Genomic DNA, 12,128 nt, shown 5'->3' on the forward strand with positions numbered 1-12,128 from the left:
AGATATATCGCAGACAGTCTTGACTCTTTTGATCTGCGATATATCTTCGCGACATGGGACGACAGGAGACCATGATGTTCGGACACAGACACGAAGGGCACCGCATGGGGCGGGGCCATGGCCACGGACGCGACCATGGCTTCGGACCGCGCGGCGGCTGGGAGCAATGGGGCGAGCGGCTGGAGCAGGGCTTTGCCGAGCTGTTCGGCGAGCACGGCCGGGGAGGCGGCGGCGGGCGGCGGCGGATGTTCGACGGCAGCGAACTGCGCCTCGTGCTGCTGAAGATGATCGCCGACACGCCGCGCCACGGCTACGAACTGATCAAGGCGGTCGAGGAGCTGACCGGCGGCGCCTATGCGCCGAGCCCCGGCGTGGTCTATCCCGCGCTGACCATGCTCAACGAGATGGAGCTGATCGAGGAGCAGGCAAGCGAGGGCGCGCGCAAGCGCTTCGCGGTGACCGAGGCGGGACGGGCGCATCTGGCGGAGCGGGCCGAGCTGGTCGCCGCGCTGATGGCCAGGCTGACCGGGCTGGGCGAGCATCGGGCGCGCACCGACCGCGTGCCGATCCGGCGGGCGATGCGCAACCTGCGCACCGTGCTGCAGAACCGGCTGGAGGCCAACGATCTGTCGGAAGAGGCGGCACATGATGTCGCCGAGCTGATCGACGAGGTCGTCCGCAAGATCGAGCGGCTGAAATGAGCGTCTCGGTGGCACGCGTGCCGACCCATTCGGCCAGCCGCTATCTCCAGCAGCTCGCCAAGCATTGGAGCCACAAGATGGAGGTCCGCTATTCGGAGGAGGAGGGCGAGATCGCCTTTCCCAACGGATCGCGACTGCAGATGCGGGCGGACAGCGAAACGCTCGACCTGATCCTGACCGTGGCGGAGGGTGAGGACGAGGCGCGGATGCGCGAGGTGGTGGCGAGCCACCTCGACCGCTTCGCCTTTCGCGAGGCGCCGCTGACCTTCGACTGGCGGGCGGGATAGGTCGGACCCTCGCTCATCACCGTCATTCCCGCGAAGGCGGGAATCCAGATTGGCTGACGTCAGCATTTAGTCCGAAACGTCAGCGGTTCTGGATCCCCGCCTTCGTGGGGATGACGACGTTGCGGGCGTTAGTGCTCAGCGCGTTGCCGTACGTAGCTTTTCAGCCTGAAGCTTCAAATACGCGTCGAGCACCGCCTGATTCGCCGTATCCCATTTGTAGCCGGCCGCGGCGGCGTGGCCGGCGTGACCCATGTTGGTGCGGAGCACGGGATCGCCGGCGATGCGGGCGATCGCATCGGCATAGCCGGCAATGTCACGGGGGCTGACCAGATAGCCGGTGACGCCGTCCTCGACGAGGTCGACCGCGCCGGTCGCGCGCGCGGCGACGACCGGCACGCCGGCGGCCATCGCCTCGGTGGTGACGTTGCCGAACGTCTCCGTAATGCTGGGATTGAAGAAGATGTCCATCGACGCGACCGCCCGGCCCAGCGCGTCGCCCGACTGGAAGCCGGCGAACACCGCACCCGGCGCGGCCTCGGCGAACCATGCCTCCGCCGGGCCCTTGCCGATCACCAGCGCCTTGTGGCGCACCCCGCGACGGCGCAGTTCGGCGAGCACGTCGGCAAAGACGTCGAGGCCCTTTTCCTTAACCAGCCGGCCGAGGAAGCCGATCGCCACCTCGTCGTCGGCGATGCCGAGCGACCGGCGCCAGTCAGGGCTGCGGCGGTCGGGACGGAAGCGGTCGTGGTCGATGCCGCGCGACCACAGCGTCATCGGCGTGGTCACGCCCCATTCGCGCATCGTCGCGCCCATGCTGGGGCTGGGCGGCATGACCAGACCGACGCGATTGTAGAAGCGCGTCATGATCGCCTTGATCAGCGGTTCGATGAAGCCGATCTTGTAGTAGCGGAAATAGGTTTCAAAGCGGGTGTGGAACGAGGCGACGACGGGCACGCGGTGCCGCCGTGCCCAGGTGACCGCGCCGTGATTGAGGAACTCGGGCGCGGAGACGTGGACGATGTTGGGCGCGAAGGCCTCCAGATCGGTGCGCGTCGCCGCGGGCAGATATCGGCCCAGACGATATTCGGCGCGGCCGCCCGGCATCGGGATCGCCGGCACCGAGACGAGATCCCCGGTCGGCGGAAAGGCGGGCGGATCGATGGTCGGCGAATAGACGCGCACCGTCACGCCCTGGCGCAGCAGATGCCCGACCAGCAGGTTGAGCGCCTGATTGGCGCCGTCGCGCGTGTAATTGTAGTTGCCGCTGAACAGCGCGACGCGAAGATCCGACGGTTGCATGACGGCGTCGGCCATAGCGCGGCGATTGCGGCACGACTATGTCGGGGCGCAACCGACGAGGGAGTTGACGACCATGGCCGACCTATCCGCCTTTCCGATCACGCAGCGCTGGCCGGCGCAATATCCCGATCGCATCCAGCTCTACTCGCTGCCGACGCCCAATGGCGTCAAGGCGTCGATCATGATCGAGGAGACGGGCCTGCCGTATGAGGCGCATCTGGTCGATTTCGCCAAGGACGACCAGAAGTCGGACGCCTTCGTCTCGCTCAACCCGAACGGCAAGATCCCGGCGATGATCGATCCGGAAGGGCCGGGCGGCGTGCCGCTGACGCTGTTCGAAAGCGGTGCGATCCTGCTCTATCTGGCGGAGAAGACCGGCCAGCTGCTCGGCCAGGGGCCGGCGGACCGGTGGCAGGCGATCCAGTGGGTGATGTTCCAGATGGGCGGCGTCGGTCCGATGTTCGGCCAACTCGGCTTCTTCAACAAATTCGCCGGCAAGGATTGGGAGGACAAGCGGCCGCGCGACCGCTACGTCGCGGAGGCGCAGCGGCTGCTCGGCGTGATGGACCGGGTGCTGGCCGATCGCAGCTGGTTCCTCGGTGACCATTATTCGATTGCGGACATCGCCATGCTGGGCTGGGTGCGCAACCTGATCACCTTCTACGAGGCGCGCGAGCTGGTCGGCTTCGACCAGTTCGGCAATGTCGCGGCCTGGCTGGAGCGGGGGCTGGCCCGACCGGCGGTGCAGCGCGGCCTCAACATCCCGCCGCGAGGATAGGCCTAGCGGAAATCCTCCCCGCTCGCGGGGAGGGGGCCGCCGAAGGCGGTGGAGGGCTTTCCACGGGCGTTGCGCTGCGTGGACGGCCCCCTCCGTCAGCGCTGACGCGCTGCCACCTCCTCGTGCCGGGGAGGATTGCTGTTCCCTAATCGTTCCTGCGTCGCTATATCCGCCGCCATGGCGAAGCCCCAGAAACGATATGTCTGCCAGGCCTGCGGATCGGTGTCGCACCGCTGGGCGGGGCAGTGCGCCGATTGCGCGGAATGGAACACCTTGGTCGAGGAAGCGCCCTCGGTGGTCACGCCGTTCCACGCCAAGCACAATCTGCAGAGCGGCGGGCGGGCGGTGCAACTGGTCGGGCTCGACGCGGACATCGCGCTGCCCGAACGGATGGCGACGGGGATCGCCGAGCTGGACCGGGCGCTCGGCGGCGGCTTCGTCGAGGGATCGGCGACGCTGATCGGCGGCGATCCCGGCATCGGCAAGTCGACGTTGCTGTTGCAGGCGGCGGCGAAGCTGGCGAGCGCTGGGCGGGGCGTGGCGTACGTCTCCGGCGAGGAAGCGGCGGACCAGGTGCGGCTGCGGGCGCGGCGGCTGGGGCTGGGCGCGGCGCCGGTGCAGCTGGCGGCGGCGACCTCGACCCGCGACATCCTCACCACCCTGTCGATGGGCGCGCCGCCGGCGCTGCTGGTGATCGATTCGATCCAGACGATGCATTCCGACACGATCGAGGGCGCGCCCGGCACGGTCAGCCAGGTGCGCGCCTCGGCGCAGGAGCTGATCCGCTTCGCCAAGGAGCGCGGCACCGCGCTGGTGCTCGTCGGCCATGTCACCAAGGACGGCAGCATCGCCGGGCCGCGCGTGCTGGAGCATATGGTCGACACCGTGCTCGCGTTCGAGGGCGAACGCAGTCACCAATATCGAATCCTGCGCGCGATCAAGAACCGTTTCGGCGGCACCGACGAGATCGGCGTGTTCGCGATGCAGAACGAGGGGCTGAGCGAGGTGTCCAACCCCTCGGCGCTGTTCCTGACCAACCGCGAGGAGGGGGTGACGGGGGCGACCGTCTTCCCGGCGCTGGAGGGGACGCGGCCGGTGCTGGTCGAGATCCAGGCGCTGACCGTCCGGCTGGCGAGCGGGGCGACGCCGCGTCGCGCGGTGGTCGGCTGGGACAGCGGCAGGCTGGCGATGATCCTCGCCGTGCTGGAGGCGCGCTGCGGCCTCTCCTTCTCCTCGGCGGAAGTCTATCTCAACGTCGCCGGCGGCTATCGCGTGCAGGACCCGGCAGCCGACGTCGCAGTGGCGGCGGCGTTGGTGTCCGCGCTATCTGAACGGCCGGTACCGGTCGATGCGGTGGCGTTCGGCGAGATTTCCCTGTCGGGGGAGATCCGCCCGGTGGCGCATGGCGCGTTGCGGCTAAAGGAGGCGGCGAAGCTCGGCTTCGAACGGGCGCTGGTGCCGGTGGCGATGACCAAGGGTGGCGAGGACGGCGGGCTGAAGCTGGCGGGATTCCGCACGCTGGCACAATTCGTCGACCATATGCTCGGCCGGGGATGAGGCGAAGGGGGCGGGCGGCTGGGCCGCGCCGCCCCGCTGGGCGTCTCGATACGGCCGCTATTCCTTGAAATGCGGCGGGCCGAGATCGTCCGGCGCCTGCTCGACCGTGCCGGCACGGCCGGTCAGCGGATAGCCGTCGCCGCCGCCGGCGTCGCTGTTGAGATCGTCGCCGGGATTGCCGCCGCCGGCGGACGATCCGCTGCCGTGCACCTCGCCGGTCTCTGGGTCGAAATAGGCGCGGCGGCCGTTGTCGGCGGGCAGGTTCGGATCGCGCGGCGGCGGTGAGTCGCCGGGGCGCGCGCCGACCGTGCCGCTGGGGTTGTCGCGTCCCATCGCGGCCTCGCGCTCGCGATTATAGTCCTGGCCGAAGGTGCCCTGATCGGCGTCGAACGGGCCGCGGTCGCCGCGCTCGGGATCGACCTTGCTGTCGTTCATCATCGTCTCCTCGGGTCTGCCGGGGTCAACGTCCCGCAGGGTCAGGAATATCCATGGGCCGGGCAGGGGAACGGCGGGCGGGGTGCCGGGGCCTTTCCTTTTCGCGCCGGCGATATATATACCGATCGATATGGAAAGTGATCTGGCCCTGGCGCCGGCCCCCGCGTCCAAGGGGCGGCCGCGCGAATTCTGCACCGATGCCGCGCTCGCCGCGGCGCTGCGCGTATTCTGGAGCAAGGGCTATGAGGCGGCTTCGCTCACCGACCTGACCGAGGCGATGGGGATCACCCGGCCGAGCCTCTATGCCGCCTTCGGCAACAAGGAGGCGCTTTTCCACAAGGCGCTCGACCTCTACGAGCAGGAGAAGCTGGCCTATACCCGCCGGGCGCTGGAACAGCCGAGCGCGCGGGCGGTGGCGGAGCATATCCTACGTGGCGCGCTGGCGGCCCAGATGGGGCGCGACGAGCCGCACGGCTGCCTCGGCGTGATCCACTCCATGGCCTGCGGCGACGAGGCGCAGGCGATCAAGGCGGCGGTCATCGCACGGCGCCAATCGTCGCAGCAGGCGCTGGTCGACCGCTTCGCCCAGGCGCAGCGCGATGGCGACCTGCCCGCGACGATCGATGCGACCGGCCTGACCCATTTTCTCTATGCCCTGTTGCAGGGGATGGCGGTGCAGGCGTCGTCAGGCGCGACGCGCGCCGATCTGGAGCGGGTGGTCGATACCGCGCTGCAGATCTGGCCGGGCCGCTGAGCGGAGCGCCCGACGGGCGAAAATCTTTTTCTACCGACCGGTACATAATGCTTGACCGAGGGTGAACGGGCTTCTATACCGATCAGTATAGAAGATCGGTAGCAAGCGAAGCGAACCGCCGGTCGGCTTTCGGCAAGATGACAGGTTGACCGCGGCAAGCGCGTCCCTCCCGACGGGAGCGGCGGGGTCGGCGCGCAACTGGCGAAGAGGGAGGTACACATGGCCTATCTGGCATTCGCGGAGCCCGGCATGGCAGGCTATGCCCGCGTCGAGGCGGTGCGGCGGCTGACGCTGGTCGAGGACCGGCCGAGCCTGAGCGAATTGGAGCGGTCGGTGATCGCGCTGGCACGCCGCGACGGACCGTCGAGCCTGCGCGCGCCGGGCGTGCTGTCGCGGCTGCTCGAATGGGTGTTCGGCATCAAGGCGAGCACGCAGCTCGCCGATCCGAAGCTGGAGGCGCTGCGCCGCATCGCGGTGCTGAGCTGGCGCCGCGGCTATTCGGTGCCGTCGGCCGAGGTCCGCGCCTTCCTCGCCTCGGGCTATTCGCCGGCGGAATATGAGCTGGTCGTCGACGGCATCGCCGCGGCGCGCGAGGCGGAGGCGCATCGCCGCGCCTGAGCCGACCGGCTGTCGTACCCCCTCACTGCGATCGCGTCCGCGCCACGGCGCGGCGCCATCCCTCGACTAAATGCGCGCGCTGCGCGTCCGCCATCCCCGGCATGAACCGCTGCCCCCGCCGCCAGGTCGCGGCCAGCGCGGCGCGATCGGGCCAGACGCCGGTCGCCAGCCCCGCCAGAAAGGCGGCGCCGCGCGCGGTGGTTTCGAGATGCTCCGGCCGCTCGACCGGCACCTCCAAAAGATCGGCGAGGAATTGGCAGAGCCAGTCGTTCGCCGCCATGCCGCCGTCGACGCGTAGCGCGGCCGGCGCATCGCCGCCGTCGTCGGCCATCGCCTGCATCAGGTCGCGCGTCTGATAGCCGACCGCCTCCAGCGCCGCGCGGGCGAGATGCGCCTGGGTGGCGCCCAGCGTCAGGCCGAAGATCGCGCCGCGCGCCTCCGGGTCCCAATAAGGCGCGCCGAGCCCGACGAAGGCGGGGACCATATAGACGCCATGGCTGTCGGGGACGGTGGTGGCGAGGTCGTTGGTCTGACTGGCATGGGTGATGACGCCGATGCCGTCGCGCAGCCATTTGACCGCGGCGCCGGCGACGAAGATCGATCCCTCCAACGCATAGGTGGTGCGGCCGTCGAGCCGCCAGGCCGGCGTGGTGAGCAGGCGGTTGCCCGACGCGACCGCCTCTTCGCCGGTGTTGAGCAGCAGGAAACAGCCAGTGCCATAGGTCGACTTGGCCATGCCGGCCTCGAAACAGGCCTGGCCGAACAGCGCCGCCTGCTGGTCGCCGGCGATGCCAGCGATCGGGATCGCCGCGTCGAACAGGCCGGCGGCGGTGTCGCCGAAGACATGGGCATTGTCATGGACCTCGGGCAGCAGCGCCATCGGCACCCCGAACAGGCGGCAGAGATCCGCGTCCCAGGCGCCGGTGTGGATGTTGAACAGTAGGGTGCGGCCGGCGTTGGTGACGTCGGTCGCATGCACCGCGCCGCCGGTCAGCCGCCAGAGCAGGAAGCTGTCGATGGTGCCGAAGGCGAGCTCGCCGCGCTCCGCCCGCGTCCGCACGCCGGGCAGCGTGTCGAGCATCCAGGCGAGCTTGGTGGCGGAGAAATAGGGGTCGAGCAGCAGGCCGGTCCGGGCGCGGACCATGTCCTCATGCCCCTCGGCGCGCAGCCGGGCGCAGACATCGGCGGTGCGGCGATCCTGCCAGACGATCGCGCGATGGACGGGCGCGCCGGTTGCGCGGTCCCACAGCACCACCGTCTCGCGCTGGTTGGTGATGCCGATGCCGGCGATGCCGGCCGCGCCGACGCCGCTGTCGGCGATCGCGCGCCGGGCGACGGCGAGCGTGTCGCGCCAGATGTCGTCCGGATCGTGCTCGACCCAGCCGGGCTGCGGATAATGTTGCGCGAATTCGACCTGAGCCGTGGCGACGGGTTGCGCGCGCACATCGAAAACGATCGCGCGCGTCGAGGTGGTGCCCTGATCGATCGCGAGGATATGCTGCGGCGGTGCCACGCGGGCCTCTCCCTGTCGGCTTTGCGGTTGACCGGGCCTGTGTCATGCTGGCGGGCGTGAGCGTCAATCGAAAGCTGGCGGCCGCCGCGCCGGACACGGTCGACCTGCTGGTCGTCGGCGGCGGCATCAATGGCGTCGCGATCGCGCGCGATGCGGCCGGACGTGGCCTGTCCGTCTTGCTGGTCGAGCAGGACGATCTGGCCAGCCATACCTCGTCGGCGTCGACCAAGCTGATCCACGGCGGCCTGCGCTATCTCGAATATGGCGAAATCCGGCTGGTGCGCGAGGCGCTGATCGAGCGGGAGACGTTGTGGGGGATGGCGCCGCACATCATCTGGCCGCTGCGCTTCGTGCTGCCGCAGACCCATTCGCCGCGGCCGGCGTGGATGGTGCGCGCGGGGCTGTTCCTCTACGACCATCTCGGCGGGCGACGGCGGCTGCCGGCGACCGAGACGATCCGGCTCGACCGCGATTTGCGCGGTGCCGGATTGAAGGACGGCGGCCGCGCCTTCGTCTATTCGGATTGCTGGGTGGAAGACAGCCGGCTGGTCGTGCTGACCGCGCGCGATGCGGCGGATCGCGGCGCGACGGTGCTGACGCGGACGCGGTTCGAGGGGGCATCGCGCGACGGCGACGGCTGGCAGGCGCGGATCGCGGGCCGGGCGGTACCGCTGCGCGCGCGCGCGCTGGTCAATGCGGCGGGACCATGGGTGGCGGAGGTGCTCGGTCGCCTGCCGCACGGCTCGAGCGATCGCGGCGTCCGGCTGATCAAGGGCAGCCATATCGTCGTGCCGCGCCTGTACGAGGGCGAACACGCCTTCCTGCTGCAGAACCCGGACGGGCGGGTGGTGTTCGCCATCCCCTATGAGGGGCGGTTCACTTTGGTCGGCACGACCGACGTCGCATGGAGCGGCGCGCCGGGGCCGGCGGCGATCGATGCCGACGAGACGGCCTATCTGCTCGCGACGATCGCGCGCTATTTCACCGGCGCGGCACCGGCGGTGGTGTGGAGCTATGCCGGCATCCGGCCGCTGTACGACGATCATGCGGCGAACGCCTCGGCGGTGACGCGCGACTATGTGCTCGATCTCGACGGCGACGCGACGAGCCCGCCGTTGCTCAGCGTGTTCGGCGGCAAGATCACCACGCACCGCCGGCTGGCGGAACAGGCGATGGACCGGCTGGCGGGCTGGTTTCCGGCGGCGGGACCGGCCTGGACGCGGGGCGCCGTCTTGCCGGGCGGCGACTTCGCCGCCTTCGACCCCTTGGTGGCCGCGCTCGCGGCCCGCTATCCGCGATTCGAGGCGGGCTTCCTCAGGCGGCTGGCGCGTGCCTATGGCACCGGGGCCGAAGCGATATTGGACGGCGCAGAGGTGCCGGCCGATCTGGGCGATGACCTGGGCGGCGGGCTGTGGACGCGCGAGGTCGATCATCTCTTCGTGCACGAATGGGCGCGGACGGCGGAGGATGTGCTGTTCCGGCGCAGCAAGCTCGGCCTGCACGTGCCGGAAGGCACGGCGGATCGGCTGTCGGCCTATCTGGCCGCCGTCATCCGCAGTTGACGCGCAGGCATCGCTCCCGCAACCGGGACTGCAATACAGACCCATCCCCAGGGAGAGAATCATGACCTCGCGAGGCTTTACGCCCTTCGCCTGCCGGCGCGCCGCGCTGCTGTTGACGCTCGCGCCGATCGCGCTGCTGCCGGGAGCCGCGATCGCGCAGGCGGCCGCGCCGGCCGCCGCCACGGCCGCGGTGGTGACTGCGCAGCCCGACGGCGTCGCGGTGCGATTGGGGGCGGAGACGATCCGCGTCGTCGCGCTGACCGACGCCATCCTGCGCATCCGCATCGGCCAGAACGGCGCCATGCCGGAGGATGCGAGCTGGGCGGTCGACGCCGCGGTCCGCAAGCAGCGGGCGCGGGTGACACCGACCGCCGACGGCTTCACCACCGCCGCGTTGCGCGTCGCCTTTGCCGCGGACGGGCGGATGACGGTGACCGATCCGGCCGGCAAGGTCATCTCCGCCGACGCCGCGCCCTTCCGCCGCGACGGCAAGGGCTTCGGCTTCGCCAAGGCGATGCCACAGGGCGAGCATTATTTCGGGCTGGGCGACAAGACCGGTGGGCTCGACCGGCGCGGCAAGAGCTTCGTCGACTGGAACACCGACGCCTTCGGCTTCACCAGCGCGGAAGATCCGATCTACAAGTCGATCCCCTTCTTCATCGGCGTCGGCGGCGACGGCGGCAGCTACGGCATCTTCCTCGACAACAGCTGGCGGACCTGGTTCGACTTCGGCCATCGCGACGACGGGGTGCTGGCATTCGGCGCGCCCGACGGGCCGGCGGATTATTATCTGATCGCCGGGCCGACCACGGCCGAGGTGACGCGGCGCTATACCGATCTGACCGGCAAGGCGCCGCTGGTGCCGCAATGGGCGCTCGGCTACCAGCAGTCGCGCTACAGCTACATGACCGCCAACGAGCTGAAGCAGGTGGCGGCGCGGCTGCGCCAGGAGCGCGTGCCGACCGACGTGCTGTGGCTCGACATCGACTTCCAGGATCGCAACCGCCCGTTCACCGTCAATACCCAGGCCTTCCCCGACATGGAGGGGATGATCCGCGACCTGGGCAAGGACGGCTTCAAGGTCGTGACGATCACCGACCTGCATGTCGCGCACGCGCCCGACCAGGGCTATGCGCCCTACGACAGCGGCACCAAGCAGGACCGGTTCGTGCATCGCGCCGACGGATCGGTCTATGTCGCGCCGGTGTGGCCGGGCCCGTCGGTCTTTCCCGATTTCACCCAGACGGCGACCCGCGACTGGTGGGGCGGCCTGTTCGCCAAGCAGGTGTCAGACGGCGTCGCGGGCGCGTGGAACGACATGAACGAGCCGGCGATCTTCGAGACGCCGACCAAGACCATGCCGGCCGACGTCCGCCACCGCATCGCCAGCGACGATTTCGCCAGCCGCATCGCGACCCACGCCGAAATCCACAACGTCTATGGCATGGAGAATACGCGCGCGACCTATGACGGGCTGCGCAAGCTGGCGCCGAACGAGCGCGCCTTCGTGATGACGCGGGCGAGCTATGCCGGCGGCCAGCGTTATGCGGTGACTTGGACCGGCGACAATCTGGCGACCTGGGACCATCTGAAACTGTCGGTGCAGCAGATCATCAACCTTGGCCTGTCCGGTTTCTCCTATGGCGCGGCCGACGTCACCGGCTTTGCCGGCGGGCCGAGCCCGGAACTGTCGACCCGCTGGTTCGAGATCGGCGCCTTTTACCCGGTGTTCCGCGACCATTCGGCCAAGGGCACGCCGCGCGTCGAGCCCTGGGTCGACGGGCCGGAGCATCTGGCGATCCGCCGGCGTTTCATCGAGGAACGCTATCGGCTGATGCCCTATCTCTATGCGCTCGCCGACCAGAACAGCCGGCTGGGCGACCCAATCCTCCGGCCGGTCTTCTACGATTATCCGTCGGCGTTGCGCATGTCGTGCGACCAGAGCTGGGCGTTCACCGTCGGCCGCTCGCTGCTCGTCGCGCCGCCGCCGCGGCCGGACCAGCCGATCGCCTATGACGTCTGCCTGCCGGCGGGCGGCTGGTACGATTATTGGACCGGCCAGCGCGCGGGCACGCCCGAGACGCAGGAGGCGGGGCAGATCCAGTCGGCCAGCCAGGCGACCGGCGAGGCGACCGCCCGCGGCGACCGCGTCACGGTGACGCCGCGGCTCGATTACCTGCCGGTCTTTGTCCGGGCCGGCACGATCCTGCCGCGCCAGCCTTTGGTGCAGAGCACGAGCGAAACGCCGAACGGGCCTTTGCAGCTCGACGTCTATCCGGGCGACGATTGCCGCGGCGACCTTTATGCCGACGACGGCCATTCGATGGACTTCCGCAAGGGCGTCTATTTGCGCCAGGCGGTGCGCTGCACGGTGACGCCCGATGGGCTGACGCTCAGCTTCGCCGCGCGCGAGGGGCGGTTCAAGCCGTGGTGGTCGGCGATCACCGTCGTCGTCCACGGCTGGCAGGGCGAGGGCGTGGTGACCGGCGCCCGCGGCGTGACGGCGGCCGCGGATGCGGCGAGCCGGACGCTGCGCTTCACCCTGCCCGATCAGCGCCGGCCGGCCGATCTGGTCATCGCACGGCGCTGATCGGCCACGGCGTGCCGCGTCGCCGCTCGACAGC

The 12,128-nt window shown here is 69.7% G+C and carries 11 protein-coding genes; 8 read left to right on the forward strand and 3 right to left on the reverse strand.

Features of this window, described 5'->3' with window-relative positions:
• Nucleotides 1-74 precede the first annotated feature (74 nt).
• Both ACU5AX_RS01155 and ACU5AX_RS01160 read left to right on the forward strand, forming a co-directional pair.
• Complete coding sequence (locus ACU5AX_RS01155) at nucleotides 75-701, forward strand: PadR family transcriptional regulator (RefSeq protein WP_198353112.1); 627 nt, start codon at nucleotides 75-77, stop codon at nucleotides 699-701.
• Nucleotides 698-988 (forward strand): DUF2218 domain-containing protein, encoded by a 291-nt coding sequence (locus tag ACU5AX_RS01160; RefSeq protein WP_446689322.1) that lies wholly within the window; start codon nucleotides 698-700, stop codon nucleotides 986-988. The genes ACU5AX_RS01155 and ACU5AX_RS01160 overlap by 4 nt, the downstream gene beginning before the upstream one ends.
• A 135-nt stretch (nucleotides 989-1,123) precedes the next feature.
• Here the strand turns inward: ACU5AX_RS01160 and ACU5AX_RS01165 are convergent, their stop codons facing one another.
• The gene (locus ACU5AX_RS01165; protein WP_512701446.1) at nucleotides 1,124-2,287 is read right to left on the reverse strand and encodes a glycosyltransferase family 4 protein; all 1,164 of its coding nucleotides are present in this window, start codon (nucleotides 2,285-2,287) and stop codon (nucleotides 1,124-1,126) included.
• Nucleotides 2,288-2,360: 73 nt separating this feature from the next.
• On the opposite strand from ACU5AX_RS01165, the gene ACU5AX_RS01170 reads away from it, so the two are divergent.
• Nucleotides 2,361-3,065 carry a glutathione S-transferase family protein gene (locus ACU5AX_RS01170; RefSeq protein WP_446689324.1) on the forward strand — a complete coding sequence of 235 codons (705 nt, stop codon included), beginning with the start codon at nucleotides 2,361-2,363 and terminating at the stop codon, nucleotides 3,063-3,065.
• Nucleotides 3,066-3,242: 177 nt separating this feature from the next.
• Nucleotides 3,243-4,622, forward strand: a complete 1,380-nt coding sequence (gene radA, locus ACU5AX_RS01175; RefSeq protein ID WP_446689325.1) for a DNA repair protein RadA — start codon at nucleotides 3,243-3,245, stop codon at nucleotides 4,620-4,622.
• Between the two features lie 57 nt (nucleotides 4,623-4,679).
• On the opposite strand, the gene ACU5AX_RS01180 is transcribed toward radA, so the two are convergent.
• Complete coding sequence (locus ACU5AX_RS01180) at nucleotides 4,680-5,057, reverse strand: hypothetical protein (protein ID WP_446689326.1); 378 nt, start codon at nucleotides 5,055-5,057, stop codon at nucleotides 4,680-4,682.
• A gap of 130 nt (nucleotides 5,058-5,187) precedes the next feature.
• On the opposite strand from ACU5AX_RS01180, the gene ACU5AX_RS01185 reads away from it, so the two are divergent.
• Both ACU5AX_RS01185 and ACU5AX_RS01190 read left to right on the forward strand, forming a co-directional pair.
• Nucleotides 5,188-5,811 (forward strand): TetR/AcrR family transcriptional regulator, encoded by a 624-nt coding sequence (locus ACU5AX_RS01185; protein ID WP_446689327.1) that lies wholly within the window; start codon nucleotides 5,188-5,190, stop codon nucleotides 5,809-5,811.
• 219 nt (nucleotides 5,812-6,030) lie between these two features.
• Nucleotides 6,031-6,429: a hypothetical protein gene (locus ACU5AX_RS01190; RefSeq protein WP_446689328.1), complete on the forward strand. Its 399-nt coding sequence runs from the start codon at nucleotides 6,031-6,033 to the stop codon at nucleotides 6,427-6,429.
• A gap of 22 nt (nucleotides 6,430-6,451) precedes the next feature.
• Here the strand turns inward: ACU5AX_RS01190 and glpK are convergent, their stop codons facing one another.
• The gene (gene glpK / locus ACU5AX_RS01195; RefSeq protein WP_446689329.1) at nucleotides 6,452-7,942 is read right to left on the reverse strand and encodes a glycerol kinase GlpK; all 1,491 of its coding nucleotides are present in this window, start codon (nucleotides 7,940-7,942) and stop codon (nucleotides 6,452-6,454) included.
• A gap of 56 nt (nucleotides 7,943-7,998) precedes the next feature.
• Between glpK and ACU5AX_RS01200 the strand changes: the two genes are divergently transcribed.
• Together ACU5AX_RS01200 and ACU5AX_RS01205 are read left to right on the forward strand one after the other, a co-directional pair.
• Complete coding sequence (locus ACU5AX_RS01200; protein ID WP_446689330.1) at nucleotides 7,999-9,504, forward strand: glycerol-3-phosphate dehydrogenase; 1,506 nt, start codon at nucleotides 7,999-8,001, stop codon at nucleotides 9,502-9,504.
• A gap of 61 nt (nucleotides 9,505-9,565) precedes the next feature.
• The gene (locus ACU5AX_RS01205; protein ID WP_446689331.1) at nucleotides 9,566-12,094 is read left to right on the forward strand and encodes a glycoside hydrolase family 31 protein; all 2,529 of its coding nucleotides are present in this window, start codon (nucleotides 9,566-9,568) and stop codon (nucleotides 12,092-12,094) included.
• Nucleotides 12,095-12,128 lie beyond the last annotated feature (34 nt).

The organism is Sphingomonas benefaciens, assembly GCF_052907485.1.